This is a genomic window from Rhodococcus sp. WB1, from assembly GCF_001700945.1.
In the GTDB taxonomy this organism is placed as follows: Bacteria; Actinomycetota; Actinomycetes; order Mycobacteriales; family Mycobacteriaceae; genus Rhodococcus; species Rhodococcus aetherivorans.
On record NZ_CP015529.1, the window covers coordinates 2124074 to 2138924 of the forward strand.

The following is a 14851-nucleotide window of genomic DNA, read 5'->3' on the forward strand; positions in this document are numbered from 1 at the left end:
CACGTTGCCGGGCGAGCCTGTTCGGCGACGAGCCGGGGGTGAACCGTCTCGTGGCTTCGGTGATCGCTGCGTCCTCGATCATGAAGGCCTCGCTTCATCGGCGCATTCTGCGACGTACTTGCCGGTCTCATATCGGGTATGAGGAGAGCATCCTTGACGAAGCCGTCGCACTTCACCGCGTGGCGGTAACGAGTAGCCGACTCTTGTTTCCGCGGCAACCTCGCCACGTCGGGCGGGACGGCGCCCACGACCGGCACGCTGAACAACGGCGCGGATGCGGGAGCAAGCGGGCCGAGCCTGACGGGATGGATCGCCTCGGGAACGGCCATCGCTGCGCGAAACACTTTCTTGTTCAAGGTGTTCTTCTCGTGGTGTGTTTCGGCGGGTGTTGCACCCGGCACGAGTGGTTGACGTGGAGAACATCATTCGGCATGGGCACGGTGACCGGCGACGGGGAAAACCCTCGACCGCGATGTTTGGGCCGAGCACCTGTTCGCCGCGGTGCAGGACACCGTGGTCGAACACCAGGTCGCCACCGCGCTGTCCTCCCAGCTCGCGTGCCCGGCCTGCGAAATCCCGCGGCGGCACAGGGACAGCCTGGACCATCGTGATGGGGACGCTGTTCGGCACGCTGCCGCTGGACAGTCCCCGCTGGTGGCGCAGCCCGTGCACGCCGCAGCCGACCCGAACGTTCAGCTGCCTGGCCGCGACCCTGCGGGAGCGGACGACCTCGGGGACTCGCGCACCCCGATCCGCGCGTGCAGTCGGCGCAGCGGTCCCGGTGCCCACCAGTTGAACTCGCCGGCCACCCGCATGAACGCCGGCACCAGCACACCGCGCACCAGTGTGGCGTCCATCAGTACGGCGAGCGCAGTGCCGATCCCGAACATCTGCATGAACGACAGTCCGGTCGAGAAGGACAGCAAGGTCACGGTGAGCAGGGCGGCCGCGCTGCTCACGATCCGCCCGACGCGCCCCAGGCCCTCGATGGTCGCCTCGGTGGTGTCCGCCCCGCCGTCGCGCGCCTCCTTGATCCGGCTGAGCAGGAAGATCTCGTAGTCCACCGACAGGCTGAACGCGATGCAGCACAGCAGCACCACCATGCCGATGTTCAGCGGTGCGGGCGTCACGCCGGTGATCGCGGCCAGGTGCCCGTCCTGGAACAGCCACACCATCGCGCCGATCACCGCGATGAGCACGAACACGTTGAGCAGCAGCGCCTTGATCGGCACGATCATGCTTCCGGTGAATAGGAACAACAGCACGAAGGTCGACACGGCCAGCAGTGCGAGTGCCGACGGCAGACGGCCGGCGATCGCGGAATTGCTGTCGATCAGCGTCGCCGTCGGGCCGCCGACGGCAACGCGGTTCTCGGCCACCGCCGGCAGCGCCCGGATCTCGTGCACCAGGTCCTGGGCCGGTTCCGATTGCGCGTCCACCGTCGGTTCGACCAGCACGTACCCGGCATCGTCGGCGGTGAAGCGCGCGCTCTGCGGTCCCGGACCGGCCACCAGCATCCCGTGTTGGTAGCGGCCGAAGGCGCCGTCCACCCGGGCCACCTCGTCGAGCGCGGACACCTCGCGGGCCACCCGCTCGAGCGCCGCCGCGTCGTTGCGCGCCACCAAGATCGCCGCGTCCGAGCTGTCGGCGGCATAGTCGTCCCGGATCGCGGTGGTGACCTGACGCGCGGCCGAATCGACCGGCAGCGCTCGCTCGTCCGGGGTCGCGAACCGGGCGTGCAGGACCGGAAGGCCCATCAGTAGCAACAGCATCAGCACCGGCAGCGCGGCGCGCACCGGTCGGCGCGTCACCGCCGCCGCGGTGCGACGCCAGAACGGCGAATCCGCCGCCAGCCGGTCGCGTCGGCGCCGCACCGCCAACGAGTCGATTCGCCCACCGAGCAGTGCCAGAATCGCCGGCAGCACCACCACTGCGCTCACGGCCGCCGTCACCACCACCGCCATCGCCGCGAACCCGACCGACCGCAGGAAGTAGATGGGGAACACGAGCATCCCGCCCATCGCCACCGTCACGGTGGCCGCGCTGAACAAGATGGTGCGGCCGGCCGTCGCGACCGACTCGATCACCGCTTCCCGTGGTGGATGCCCGGCGGCCCGCTCCTCGCGGAACCGGGACACCAGCAGCAGCCCGAAGTCGATGGCGAGGCCGAGCCCGAATGCCGTGGCCACGGTCAGCGCGTAGACGGACACGTCGGTGACCTGGGCCAGCACGAACAGCACCAGCATCGTCGCCAGAATCGAGGCCACGCCCAGGCTCAGCGGCAGCAGCGCGGCCACCACGCTGCCGAACACGATGATCAGCAGCAGCAGCGTCGCGGGCAGCGCGATCGATTCGGCCAGCTTCAGGTCCTGCGCCACGTGGGTCTCGAGGGCGTCGGTCAGCCCCAGCTTGCCCCCGGCCGCCACCCGCACCGCCGGGTCCTCGGGCAGCTCCGCGAGGATCGTCGTGGTGTGCCGGGCGGCCTGTTCCGCGGTGCCGCCGACGTGCAGCAGCACCAGCCCGGACCGGCCGTCGGTGCTGCGCAGATCCGGCAGCCGCGTGGTCCAGTAGGAGCCGACCTCGGTCACCTCCGGCTCCGCCGCGATCCGCCGCTCGAGCCGCTGCGCCGCGGCCATCACCTCGGGGCTGTTCACATCGCCGGCGCGGGCGGTGACCTGCAACACCAGGTTGGGTGTGGAGCCGCCGAAGCGCTCGTCGAGGAAGGCCTCGGCCAGAGACGATTCCGAGCCGGGGTCGTCGAAACCGCCGACCTTCAGCTCGGCGGAGACACCCGTGCCGAACACACCGGCGAGCACCAGGAAGGCCAGGGCGCCGGCGAGAACCCGGCGGGGACGGTCGACGATGAGGGTGGCGAGCCGTGTCACCATGACGTCGTCGCTCCTTCGCGATCGTTTGCCATGCGCGGTGGTGAGCTGTTGTTCCTCCGATGCCGCGTGTCGCGGCTCGTCGTCGCGTTTACCGGCGCCGCCGTGAGCGCCGCAGTCTGCACCATGGCGAGGGCGTTGCGACCCGGGCCCGGCCGGGTAGCCGTCGGTGGTGGTGCTCATCTCGATCCTGCTCTCGATCGTCGGCAATCGGATTCATCCCCGCCCGGAACACCGGGCGCCGCCGCGCTCGACATCACCCCGGACCGTGCGGGACCGACGACCCGTCCGAACGGTCGTCCTGGTGCCGCGGGCCCAACACTTCGAACATGATCGGCCTTCGCGGCCCGGTCGCGATGTTGTGTGGGACCGACACCGGCGGCGGCCGGCGTAGGGCCCGCTCCGGCAGAGCCAGCCGGACCCGCGACAGGATGGTCGCCAGCACGATCGGCATCTCGTACTCCGCCAGGGCGAACCCGATGCACCGTCGATGCGCGCCGCCGTACGGCGCGAATTCGAACGGACTGTAGTGCCGCCCGACGAAACGCTCCGGATCGAACCGGTCGGGTCGTTCCCAGACATCCGGATGCGAATGCAGGAGCGGCAGGGCGATACCGACCGTTGCGCCCGCGGCTACCGGGACGCCGCGCACGTGCAGCGGCCCGGTCAGCCGGCGCAGCACGATCGGCACCGGCGGGTGTAACCGCAGCGTCTCGTGGCACACCGCGTCCAGGTACGGCAACCGAGCGAGGTCCTCGGGCGCCGCCGTCGCGCCCAGGTCCCGCACCTCGGCTATCACCCGCTCGCGGACCTCAGGGTGGCGGTGCAGATGGAACAACGCCCAGCACACCGAGGTCGCGGTGGTCTCGTGCCCGGCCACCAGCAATGTGCGGAGTTCCTCGCGCAGTTCGCCGTCGTCGATCCGCGACCCGTCTTCGTAGGTCGCGGCGAGCAGCATGCTCAGGATGTCCACCCGGCCGTCCTCGGGCTCCGCGCGCCGGCGCTCGATGTCCTCGGTCAGCAACGCATCGAATTCGTCGCGGGCGCGGACGAACCGATCCCAGGGCGCGTGTCCGAACACACCGCGGCGCAGCGGTGGAACCAACATCAGCGGGCCGGTGTAGGCGGCGAGGAAATCGGCGACCACCCGGATGTATTCGGCCGGGCGTTCGGTGCCGGTGAGCCCGAACACCGCCTCCAGGATCACGCGCAGGGTGATGGCCCGAAGGGCAGACCGCGAGTCGACGATGCGTCCCGGAGTCCAGTCGGCGATCTCATCGAGGGTCGAATCGCGGATGATCTCGCCGTATGCCCGCATCCGCTCCCCGTGGAACGGTGGTGTCAACAATTTCCGTTCCCGGCGGTGCCGCTCTCCGGATATCAAGATCAGCGACGCGTCCCCGACCAGCGGCGCGATCGGATTCGGTGTCGGGGGCTCGACCAGATCGACGGGCGCACGGAAGATATCTCGGGCACCCTCGGGATGTCCGGTGAACAGGATCGGCGTGAAGCCGGGAAACCGGACCTCGAACGGGTCACCGTCGCGGTCGCGCCGCCACCGAAAATAGCGATCGGGATCGGCCCCGGCGGTGAGCGTGCGAACAGCACCGCGCCCGGCCGCACGTAACTGCGAGGCACGCGGCAACATCGTCGACATACCGCGGCCCTCAGATCGCCTGCAGTGCCCGCAGCACCGCGCGGCCGGCGGCGGGATCGCCCACCGCGATGCGGGCGCTGCCGTCGGCGTAGGGTTTTGCCACGATGCCGGCGCGCTGCAGCGCCGGTGCGATGCGCGACCCGTTCAGGTAGAGGAAGTTGGCATGGCTGCGGGGAACATGCACCCCGTTCTGCCGCAACGCCACCCACAAGAGTTCGCGTTCGGCGGTGATCCGCGCGACCCGGTCCCGCAGTTCGTCCTCCGCCGCATAGGAGGCGGTCACCGCCGCCACCGCCGCGCAACTCATCCCGAACGGCAGCTGCCGGCGCCGCACCCGCGCCACCAGCTCCCGCCCTCCGAATACGTACCCGATGCGCAGCCCGGCCAGCCCGAATGCCTTCGAAAACGTCCGCAGCACCAGAATATTGGGGTAGCGGCGAATGAGGCCGAGCACATCGACCGCGTCGGCGGCGTCGATGAACTCGACGTAGGCCTCGTCGAGGATCACCACCACCTGCGGCGGAATCGAGGACAGGAACACCTCCAGGTCGGCCGCGGAGACCAGGGTGCCGGTGGGGTTGTGCGGCCGGCACACCACCACCAGCCCGGTCCGGTCGTCGACCGCCTCGCCCATCGCACACAGATCCTGGCGACCACCATGATCGAGCGGCACCGCCACCGCTTCCACGCCCAACATGTCGGCCATGATCGGATAACCGTCGAACGTCGGGTTCGCGAACACCATGGTTTCGCCGCTTCGCAGCACGGCCTGCATGATCTGCATCGCCACCCCCGTCGCGCCCGAACCGACCGCCACCTGCTCCGGGTCCACACCGACCCGGTCGGCGATGATCCGGGGAAGCCGCTGCGGCAGAAACTCCGGATATCGATTCGCCCGGGCCATCTGTTCGTACAGCGCCGCCAGCACCGACGGCAACGGCGGGAACGGGTTCTCGCTCAGCCCGAGCTCGAAGTGGGGCATCGGCCTGGTCACGCCGCTCCCCGCCGACGGTGTCGTCGCCTCCGCGATCTCGCCGGTCATGGCGTCGGCCCCGCTCCCCATCGGACGGCGGCCGCACCGGCGAAGTCGCCGGCGTGGGCGAATCCGGCCAGCACCACCAGTGACCCGTTGCCGATGCGCCCGTCCCGGTTGGCGGTATCCAGCGTCACCGGAATGCCGGCGCCGAAAAGGTTTCCGCACTCGTCGAAGGTGTCCGGGTGCTGCTCCGGCGTCAGCTGCATGGCCTCGCGCCAGTTCCGCAGGAACAGCCGGTTGGGTTGGTTGGTGACGAAGGTGTCGACCTCGGCGGATTGCACGCCGATCCGATCGCAGACCGCCAGCGCCACCTCCGGCACCAGCCGGTTGCCGCGGGCGAACACCTTGGTGATCTTGGACTCGGTGAACCCCACGCAGACCTGCCCGAGGCCCGGCTCCCAGTACTTGCGATCGGAGACCGGAACTCCCTCGAAGGTCATGTCCCCACCGAACTCCGGATAGGTGCGGCATTCGATGCCCAGGATCGGGGCGTCGTCGGATTTGGTCAACAGGCCGACCCCGCAGCCGTCGCCGGGGACCGAGGCATGCGCCAACCCTCGGATCTCGCTCTGGGTGAAGACCTGTCCCGCACTGTTCTGGGTCGTGGCGACCAGCGCCGTGGTCGCATCGGAGTTCTGCAGGATGGTCCGGGCCAGCGCCATCATGTGCACGAACGACGCGCAGCCGCCGTTGTGCACGTCGATCACCCAGTCCGGGCGCAATCCCAACCGGCGGGCCACCTCCGGGCCGCAGCCGAGCACCGGGTTGTCGGGCAGCTGGGTGTGGGTGAGCAGCACATCCACGTTCGAAATCGTGTCCGCGCCGTGCCTGTCGATCAGCGGGGCCACCGCCCGCTCCACCATGTCCACCGCAGTCTCGTCACGGGCCACGTGGTGCCGATACTTCGGCGAGCGGAACATGACGTTCTTCGCCATCCGGTCCGAGCGGGAGAACTGAGTGAAGTATTCGGTGGGAACCCGATTCTCCGGTAGATAGCTGGCGACGTCGACCAGGCTGACCGTGGGCCGGGCCGCTGTCATCGGTGCGTGCACTGTCATGCTCATTTCATCCATTCCGGCTTGATCGGCAGACCGTGGGTGGCGCGGTACTCGCAGATGGCCTTGAGGTTGTCCATCTCCAACTGATGTCCGGCGGAGAACATGTCCCAGAAGTCGCCGACCCACACCGGGCGGTTCGCCGGTGCCGTCTCCGGGTAAGGGTTCTCGTCGTAGAACGGGTGGCGGCAGTTGGTCCACAGCACCACCGATCCGGGCTTGTTGAGCACCACCTGCGCATCGACCACCCGCATCAGATAGATCATCCACAGGTGTCGGCCCTGGTCCCACGCGCAGTGGTAGTCCACCGTCATCGCGTCGGGGTTCGCGACGGTGCGCACATAGCATTTCGTCTGGTCGCCGAGTCGGTCGTAGGAGAGCCACAGCCCGGGCTCGTCGGTCTCGGTGAACCCGCGCAGGCTGTAGGTCCACTCCTCCAGACACCGGGTGTCCGCAAGGTACTCGTACACCTCACGCGGCGGCGCCGCGATGTAGGCGTTGACCGGGCAGAACTGACCGAACACCTGGTCGTGCGGGTACACCGACCGCAGCATGTCCACGATGATCGGTGTGGTGGCCTCCTTGTCGGAATTTTCGATCCGCAGCACACCCGGGATCAGATCCTCGGCGATGTCGCTCAGAGCGGGAAGACTGATGGTCACGATTTCTCTCCTTCGGTTCTTTATCGGGGGCTGGTCAGGAACGGCAGGAACGGTGGTATCTCGTCGGGATCGCAGTCCACCGCTACGAACGACGGGCCTTCGGTGTGCGCGCTGCGTGCCAGCGCGTCGGTCAGCTCGCCGACACTTCGCGCGGCGAATGCCGGCAGCGTCGGGAACATCGCCGCGATCCCCTCGCCGAGCAGGGCCGGCCGGAATCGGTTGAAGCTGTATCGATCGCGGTAGAACAGTTGCTCGCGGGTCACGCACATCGCGTGCGCGTTGTTGTTGAACACGATGAATGTCACCGGCAGGTCGTGCTCGATCGCGGTGTGCATCTCCAGGCCGTGCATGAAGAACGCGCCGTCCCCGGCGATCACGAACGTCCTTCTGTTCCGCGCGAACGCCGAGCCGATCCCCGCGCCGAAGCTGTAGCCCATGCCGCCCATCCCGAGGGCGACCACGAACCGCCCGCCGCGGGGCACCGAAAGATGATGCACCACCGATGCGCCCGTGTTCCCGGCGTCGGCGAACACGTCCGCTCCCGCCGGCAGCATCGCTGTGATCGCCTCCACGGCCTCGCGGTAGCGCAGCCCCGGACCCGAGGAGTCGGGTACCTCCAGCGTCGTCAGGGCCTGCGGGCCTGCCGGTTCCGGTACGCCGTCGACGTCGAACAGCGCCGTGAGCTCGTCCAGTGTCGACCCGAGGTCCATGCTCACCGCGTGCACCGTGGGCGCATAGGGTGGTTCGGCGCCGATGCTGGCCACCGGCACTCCGGCCAGCGCACCGTCGAGCCCGGCTCGTGCGGTCATCGGCATCCGGGTGCCCACCAGCAGGCACAACGCCGCCTGCTGCACGGCGTCGACGAGTTCGGCGTGGCCCATTATGCCTGCCACACCGCAGAATCCATGCTCGTCGGCGGCGTAGCAATCCTTCGCATCCGGTGCCACCCCGACCGCCGCGTCCAACGCGACGGCCAACGCCCGCACCTGCGCGCGGGCATCGTTGCGCGCCACCTGATCGCCGACGATGAGCACGATCTTGCCGGTCCGCCGGGCCGCGGCGATCATCTCGGCGACCCGGGCCAGCCCGATGTGATCGCGAACCACCCGGCGGGTCGGCGGGGTGAACCGGGGCCCCGTAACGGTGGCCTGCTGAACATCCTTGGGCAACAGCAATACCGCAGGCCCACCGCACAGCGCCGCGGACACCGCCCGCTCCAGGTGCTCGGCGATGTCCTCGGGCCGCTCGACCCGCGCGCAGTAGCGGGAGATCTCGAAGAACAACCGCGCAGCGTCGATCGAACCCGCCCGGCCGCTGGAATCCTGGAACGCCCCGCCGCCCTCCAACGTGGTCGGTGGCTGACCGACCAGGGCCAGCACCGGCACCCGCGAGGTGTAGGACTCGGCCAGTCCGGCGACCAGGTTCATCGCGCCACCACCCGAGGTGGCGGCGACAACACCGAGCCCACTCGACGAGCGTGCGTACCCGTCGGCCATGGTGGCCGCGGAGAACTCGTGCTTGGCAACCACCCCGGTCACATCCACGTCGGCATCGAAGACCGCGTCGTAGAGGTCCTCGATGTTGGCGCCGTCCACCCCGAAGATGTTCCGCACGCCCAGCGCGGCCACCGCATCGACCAGGTAGTCGACGACCCGCCGCTGTTCGCGTCCATGACTTCGACCGCTCGTTACCATGCCGTGCTCCTCCCGGGACTTCGGTCCCTGCTCTTCTTGTCGCTTCCCGATGTGGTGAGGTCTGGCCCGATCGGGTCACCGTCACGGGTGCCCTTGGGCGACCCCACACGTAGGGGCTGGGGTCAGGTTCGGGAGCGCCGGGCCTACCCGGAATCTCTGCATCGTTGCGCTCCGCCTGGTGCGCAGCTGATCGCCTACCACAATGTGCCGGCGCCGCTGCCCCCAGTAGGCACCCCAGGTTGCAAATCTCTACCCCGAGAGGAAATACCACGGGTGGGGACAGGACGAACCGTGCAGTCAGCGGCCGGACCGGACGACGGCGGACACGCTGCCGGGCGAGCCGCTTCGGCGCCGGGCGGAGGTGAACCGTCCCGTGGCTTCGGCGATCGCTGCGTCTTCGGTCATGACGCCCTCACTTCATCGGCACATCCTGCGACGCACTCGCAAGTCCCATATCGGGTCTGGGGAGAGCATCCGTGCAGAAGGCCTCGCACTTCGTCCTGCGGCGGTAACGAGTAGTCGACTACCTGACCTGCCGATTCCCGATAGGTAAGCGCTCGACGTGACAGTGCCGCGCCCACGACCCGCCTACGACCGGCACCCTGAACATCGACGCGGATGCGGGAGCAAGCGGGCCGAGCCTGACGGGATGGATCGCCTTGGGGGCGGCCACCGCTGCACGACACACGTTCTTGGTCAAGGTGTTCTCCCTCGCAGTGTGCGCCGGGCGGGTGATGAGCCGCCGGCACGAATGGTTGACGTAGAACAGCATTCGGCACGGGCACGGTGACCGGCGACGGGGGAAACCCTGGACCGGACGCGCCGGGTTGTCCCCGATCGGAGCGGGTGGACGGCGAGTTCGAGGGATTTCCCCGTCGAGTGACCGAGGTCATCCACGCAAGAGTTATCACATGGCTGTTGATCTGTTGCGTGCGGCCGACCGGTTCGCCACCGCGCTGCACGTGCCCCTGTACGAGGAGGCACGTGCCCTTCGGCAGCGGCAGCAGTCACACAACCTGGTCCGAGGAGTTACGGCCCCACCGTTGGAGGCGGGAGGACTGCCCGTCCTGCTGGTCGGCGGTCTGCTCGACACCCCTGGCTGCTCGAGTCCCTCTCGGACTGGTTCGACCTGGTTGACTGTCGCCCCACGCCGGCGCCGGTCAACCGCGTGGTCGGTGAGGTCGAGGCCCGCACCTGCATCCTTTGCGCAGGTAGGCGCGGCGGTGCGCGGACACCCCGGAATGAAACCGTTGGGCTTCCATGCGATCAGTACGTTGCCACCGTTGTGACGGACTCGGACCAGCATCCTTTCGTCTTGCCGTCGGCGCGATCGTCGCGGCCGACCGGCCGGCAGACGCGCTTCGGCGAATACAGCAAGACCGGTCCTTCTTGAGCGTCCACGCCCCGAACTGCCAATGTAACCGATAATTAGTCACGCTAATCATATTCTGGCACCCATACACGTGAGAATGTGGAAGTGCCCAGCCAGCTGCGTGAACGCGCGTTGCGGCTGCATCGGGAGTCCGAGCCGAAGCCAGTGATCCGGCGGCTGGTCGAGACGTTGAATGCACGTCGGTTGCCTGGCGACCCTTTTTCGCTGGTGGTTTGACAGATGAGCCGTGTTTTGGCAGCGAGGGGCGGCCGGGCGTGGTCGAATCGGGGCCATGCCTCTCACCGGAGAATACGAACCGAGTCCGTCCCAGTGGGCCGCCGACCAGGTGGCGCTGTACGAGAGTTCCGGCGGTACCGAGGGTACTACCCTGAACGGCCGGCCCGTCGTCGTGCTGACCAGCCGCGGAGCGAGGACCGGCAAGCTGCGCAAGACCCCGCTGATGCGGGTCGAGCACGACGGCGTCTACGCGGTGGTCGCCTCCCTCGGCGGTGCCCCGAAGCATCCGGTCTGGTACTACAACGTCCTGGCGGACCCGCACGTCGAACTGCGTGACGGGCCGACGGTCCGGGACATGACCGCCCGCGAGGTCCACGGCGAGGAGAAGGATCTGTGGTGGCGGCGCGCGGTCGAGGCCTTCCCCGATTACGCGGAGTACCAGAAGAAGACGGACCGGGAGATCCCGCTCCTGATCCTGGAACCGCGCTGACGCGCGAGCGCGGGAGCCGGGTGTGGCCGGCGGGGTGACGAAACCCGCGTTGGGGGTTCCGGGCGGGCAGTGGCAGCATAGGTAGGTGACCACTACCTCGCGAGCCGCCGATCCGATGCACCTGCCCGCCCTGAGCGTGGCCGACATCGAGGCCGCGGCGGAGCGAATTTCGGCGGTGGTCGCGCCCACCCCGCTCGAGCACAGCGAGCGGCTCTCCGTCCTCACCGGCGCGAACGTCTATCTCAAGCGCGAGGACCTCACCCGCGTCCGCTCCTACAAGCTGCGCGGCGCATACAACGTCATGGCGCAGCTCTCTCCCGCCGAACGCGAGGCGGGTGTGGTGACGGCCAGCGCCGGCAATCACGCGCAGGGTGTGGCCTACGCCTGCCGGGCGATGGGGGTGATGGGCCGGATCTACGTGCCCACCCGGACCCCGAAGCAGAAGCGGGACCGCATCCGTGCGCACGGCGGTGCCTTCGTCGAACTCATCCCCACGGGCGACACGTTCGACGCGGCGGCGGCCGCCGCCGCCGAGGACGTCGCGCGTACCGGCGCGACGATGGTCGCGCCGTTCGACGACGCGCGCACCGCGGCGGGGCAGGGGACCATCGCCCGCGAGGTGCTCGAGCAGCTGCCCGCGGCGCCGGACCTGGTGCTGGTTCCGGTCGGCGGTGGCGGTTGTCTGGCCGGCATCGCGGCGTACCTGCACGAGAAGTCGCCGTCCACCTCCATCGTCGGGGTGGAACCGGCCGGCGCGGCGTCGATGACCGCGGCCCTCGTCGCGGGCGGACCGGTGACCCTGCCCGAGGTGGATCCGTTCGTCGACGGTGCCGCCGTCAAGCGGGTCGGCGACGTGCCGTACGCGGTGGTCTCCCGGCTCGGCGCCGAGATCGTCTCCCACGCGAACCTGCCGCTGGTCGCGGCGCTCCGCAACGACGGTCTGGGCACCGGGCCGTTCGGGATGACCCAGGTCGACGAGGGTGCAGTGTGCACCGCGATGCTGGATCTGTACCAGAACGAGGGCATCATCGCCGAGCCCGCGGGCGCGCTGTCCGTCGCTGCTCTCGAGGGGTTGACCATCGCGCCGGGCTCGACGGTGGTGTGCCTGATCTCGGGGGGCAACAACGACGTCTCCCGCTACGGGGAAATCATCGAGCGCTCCCTCGTGCACCGCGGCCTCAAGCACTACTTCCTGGTGGACTTCCCCCAGGAGCCGGGTGCGTTGCGGCGGTTCCTCGACGAGGTGCTCGGACCCGACGACGACATCACGCTGTTCGAGTACGTCAAGCGCAACAACCGGGAATTCGGGGCGGCGCTGGTCGGCATCGAACTCGGGGCGGCGGACGGCCTGTCGCCGCTGCTGGCGCGCATGTCGGCCTCGCCGATCGAGGCGCAGCGGCTCGAGCCGGGCTCGCCGGCCTACCGTTATCTCACCTGAGCCGCACGGGATTCCCGGCGGGGGAGGTGTGTTGTCCCCGCCGGGCCCGCCCGTCCGGTGTGTGCCGGCGCCCGTGAACCGCGTGCGCCGCCCGGGTGATTCCGATCGGTGCGGGTGTGGCGGCGGTTCCGGCGATCAGGGGTGTGCGGAGCCGAGCAGGCGGGCGACCACCTGTCTGTGCAGTTCCGGATCGGGCTTCGGGAGGCCGAGCATCGCACCGAGGTAGATGCCGTCGCCCACGAGGCGCACGATCTCGGCGGTGACGGGATCGTCGATCTCGGCGCGCAGGCCCTCGTCCCACGAGCGCATCACCTCGACCACCGCGCGCTGCACGTCGTCGTGCTGGCCGTCGGCACTGCGCAGCGCCGCCACCGTGGACCGGAACAGGGCCATCTCCGCGGCGTCGCCGGTCTCGTCCGGATCGGCGAGATACCACTCCGCGACCGGGGTGCCGCCGGCGACGGCATCGGCGAGCCGGGCGTCGCCCCGTTCGCCGAGGCGCCGCACCATCGCGGCGAGCATCGACTCCTTGGTCGGAAAGTGGTACAGCAGGCCGCCTTTCGAGACGCCCGCGGCGGCCGCGACGCCCTCGAGCGTCACCTGGGCGACCCCCACGTCGACGAGGGTGCGTTCGAGGGCGTCGAGGATGCGGTCGCGGGTGTCGGAGGCCATGGGCCGATTCTACCGATTGTCTTTGTACCGTCCGGACGGTCGGTGCTACCGTATTTCTGTACCGGCTGGACGGTTCAGTGTGGAGGGAAGACGGATGACGAACACCGGGCAGATGCCGGGGCTCCGCCCGGCGGACGCGGGGACCGGGCCTGCGCCCGCGGGTGTGCGCACCTGGGCGGGGCTGGTGGTACTCGCCTGTGCCGTGTTGCTGATCGCGGTCGACGCGACCGTTCTCGACCTCGCCCTGCCCTTCCTCAGTGCCGATCTGGCCCCGAGCGGGGTGCAGCTGCTGTGGATCATCGACGTGTACTCGTTCGCCGTCGCCGGCCTGCTCGTGACGATGGGCGTGCTCGGCGACCGCGTCGGCCGTCGCCGGCTCCTGCTGGTCGGCGCCGTCGGCTTCGCCGCGGCCTCGGCCGTCGCGGCGTGGGCGGTGAGCCCCGAGATGCTGATCCTGGCGCGTGCACTGCAGGGAATCTCCGGCGCCACCCTCATGCCCGCGACCCTGGGGCTCATCCGGCACATGTTCACCGACCCGCGGGAGCGGACCGTCGCCATCGGCGTGTGGGGCGCGATGGCCGGCGGCGGCGCCGCGCTCGGCCCGCTCGTGGGCGGCTGGCTGCTCGAACACTTCTGGTGGGGGTCGGTCTTCCTGATCAACCTGCCGATCATGGCGGTGCTCGTCCTCGCCGGGCCGTTCCTCGTCCCGGAATCGCGGGATCCGCACCCGGGCCGCTTCGACCTGCCGGGGGCCGCGCTGTCGCTGCTGGCCGTGGTTCCGATCGTCTACGCGGTCAAGGAAACGGCGCTGCACGGCCCGCATGCCGCCGCGCTGGTCGCGCTGGGCGGCGGTCTGACGGCCGCCGCGGCGTTCGTGCACCGTCAGCGGGTCGCGAAGAACCCGCTGCTCGATCTCACTCTGTTCCGGCGGCGCGAGTTCTCCGCGGCCGTACTGACGAATCTGCTGGCGATCTTCGCCCTCGCCGGGGTGCTGTTCTTCGGGTCGCAGTATCTGCAGCTGGTGCTCGGGATCGGACCACTACAGGCGGGTCTGCTGATGCTCCCCGGGACCGCGACCAGCGCTCTGTCCTCGCTCGGAGCGGCATGGCTCGTGCGGCGCCTGCCCGTCGGGACCGTCCTGTCGGGTGCTCTGGCCATCGCGGCCGTGGGTGCGGCGATGTTGCTGGCTCTCGGCACCACCCACGGGGCGGGGTTGTTCGTCGTCGGCTTCACCCTCATCGGCGTGGGGGTCGGCGTCGCGCTGACCCTCACCACCGACCTGGTGGTCGGGGCCGCCCCGGCGGACCGGGCCGGCGCCGCGTCGGCGGTGTCGGAGACGGCGTACGAACTCGGTGTCGCGCTGGGGGTGGCAGTGCTCGGCAGCGTCGTCACGGCCGTCTACCGTTCCCGGCTCGGGATTCCGAGCTCCGGCCACGAGTTCGACACCCTCGGCGGCGCGGTGGCCGCGGCCGGACGACTCCCGGCGGCGGAGGCCGAGGCCCTGCTCGAGTCGGCGCGGGACGCGTTCGTCGCCGGCACGCACGGGGCCGCGGCCGCCACGGCGGTGATCCTGGCGGCCACCGCCGCGCTGACCCTGCGCATGCTCCGCCGGCGGTGATCCTGTGCGCCTCCGGCTGCGGTGACCCTGCGCGG

The 14851-nt window shown here is 69.6% G+C and carries 11 protein-coding genes; 4 read left to right on the forward strand and 7 right to left on the reverse strand.

Features of this window, described 5'->3' with window-relative positions; all coding sequences use genetic code 11:
- Window positions 1-692: 692 nt before the first annotated feature.
- The 6 genes from A4U64_RS09530 to A4U64_RS09555 form a co-directional block, all read right to left on the reverse strand.
- Window positions 693-2888 carry an MMPL family transporter gene (locus tag A4U64_RS09530; protein ID WP_044476346.1) on the reverse strand — a complete coding sequence of 732 codons (2196 nt, stop codon included), beginning with the start codon at window positions 2886-2888 and terminating at the stop codon, window positions 693-695.
- A gap of 253 nt (window positions 2889-3141) precedes the next feature.
- Complete coding sequence (locus A4U64_RS09535; protein ID WP_006943751.1) at window positions 3142-4542, reverse strand: cytochrome P450; 1401 nt, start codon at window positions 4540-4542, stop codon at window positions 3142-3144.
- Between the two features lie 10 nt (window positions 4543-4552).
- On the reverse strand, window positions 4553-5524 hold the full coding sequence (locus A4U64_RS09540) for an aminotransferase class I/II-fold pyridoxal phosphate-dependent enzyme (protein ID WP_044476352.1): 972 nt from the start codon (window positions 5522-5524) through the stop codon (window positions 4553-4555).
- 56 nt (window positions 5525-5580) lie between these two features.
- Window positions 5581-6636 (reverse strand): 3-oxoacyl-ACP synthase III family protein, encoded by a 1056-nt coding sequence (locus tag A4U64_RS09545; RefSeq protein WP_081637044.1) that lies wholly within the window; start codon window positions 6634-6636, stop codon window positions 5581-5583.
- Window positions 6637-6638: 2 nt separating this feature from the next.
- Window positions 6639-7295 carry a hypothetical protein gene (locus A4U64_RS09550; protein WP_006943756.1) on the reverse strand — a complete coding sequence of 219 codons (657 nt, stop codon included), beginning with the start codon at window positions 7293-7295 and terminating at the stop codon, window positions 6639-6641.
- A 20-nt stretch (window positions 7296-7315) separates the two neighbouring features.
- Window positions 7316-8989, reverse strand: coding sequence for a thiamine pyrophosphate-binding protein (locus A4U64_RS09555; protein WP_065922498.1), 1674 nt, complete (start codon window positions 8987-8989; stop codon window positions 7316-7318).
- Window positions 8990-10466: 1477 nt separating this feature from the next.
- On the opposite strand from A4U64_RS09555, the gene A4U64_RS29050 reads away from it, so the two are divergent.
- From A4U64_RS29050 to ilvA, 3 genes are all read left to right on the forward strand, one after another.
- Window positions 10467-10598 (forward strand): hypothetical protein, encoded by a 132-nt coding sequence (locus A4U64_RS29050; protein ID WP_255326746.1) that lies wholly within the window; start codon window positions 10467-10469, stop codon window positions 10596-10598.
- A 55-nt stretch (window positions 10599-10653) separates the two neighbouring features.
- Window positions 10654-11088 carry a nitroreductase family deazaflavin-dependent oxidoreductase gene (locus tag A4U64_RS09560; protein WP_006943762.1) on the forward strand — a complete coding sequence of 145 codons (435 nt, stop codon included), beginning with the start codon at window positions 10654-10656 and terminating at the stop codon, window positions 11086-11088.
- Window positions 11089-11203: 115 nt separating this feature from the next.
- Complete coding sequence (gene ilvA, locus A4U64_RS09565) at window positions 11204-12526, forward strand: threonine ammonia-lyase IlvA (RefSeq protein ID WP_065922499.1); 1323 nt, start codon at window positions 11204-11206, stop codon at window positions 12524-12526.
- Between the two features lie 135 nt (window positions 12527-12661).
- On the opposite strand, the gene A4U64_RS09570 is transcribed toward ilvA, so the two are convergent.
- A complete protein-coding gene (locus tag A4U64_RS09570) occupies window positions 12662-13198 on the reverse strand; it encodes a TetR/AcrR family transcriptional regulator (protein WP_006943765.1) in 537 nt (178 codons plus the stop codon).
- A 94-nt stretch (window positions 13199-13292) separates the two neighbouring features.
- Between A4U64_RS09570 and A4U64_RS09575 the strand changes: the two genes are divergently transcribed.
- Entirely contained in the window at window positions 13293-14816 is a 1524-nt protein-coding gene (locus A4U64_RS09575; protein ID WP_084648620.1) for an MFS transporter, read from the forward strand.
- Window positions 14817-14851: the final 35 nt, after the last annotated feature.

Excerpts from the sequence above, each read along its gene's own strand:
- A4U64_RS09530 (WP_044476346.1), bottom strand. The coding sequence starts at position 2,888 with ATGGTGACACGGCTCGCCACCCTCATCGTCGACCGTCCCCGCCGGGTT.
- A4U64_RS09535 (WP_006943751.1), bottom strand. The coding sequence starts at position 4,542 with ATGTCGACGATGTTGCCGCGTGCCTCGCAGTTACGTGCGGCCGGGCGC.
- A4U64_RS09540 (WP_044476352.1), bottom strand. The coding sequence starts at position 5,524 with ATGCCCCACTTCGAGCTCGGGCTGAGCGAGAACCCGTTCCCGCCGTTG.
- A4U64_RS09545 (WP_081637044.1), bottom strand. The coding sequence starts at position 6,636 with ATGACAGTGCACGCACCGATGACAGCGGCCCGGCCCACGGTCAGCCTG.
- A4U64_RS09555 (WP_065922498.1), bottom strand. The coding sequence starts at position 8,989 with ATGGTAACGAGCGGTCGAAGTCATGGACGCGAACAGCGGCGGGTCGTC.
- A4U64_RS09560 (WP_006943762.1), top strand. The coding sequence starts at position 10,654 with ATGCCTCTCACCGGAGAATACGAACCGAGTCCGTCCCAGTGGGCCGCC.
- ilvA (WP_065922499.1), top strand. The coding sequence starts at position 11,204 with ATGCACCTGCCCGCCCTGAGCGTGGCCGACATCGAGGCCGCGGCGGAG.
- A4U64_RS09570 (WP_006943765.1), bottom strand. The coding sequence starts at position 13,198 with ATGGCCTCCGACACCCGCGACCGCATCCTCGACGCCCTCGAACGCACC.
- A4U64_RS09575 (WP_084648620.1), top strand. The coding sequence starts at position 13,293 with ATGACGAACACCGGGCAGATGCCGGGGCTCCGCCCGGCGGACGCGGGG.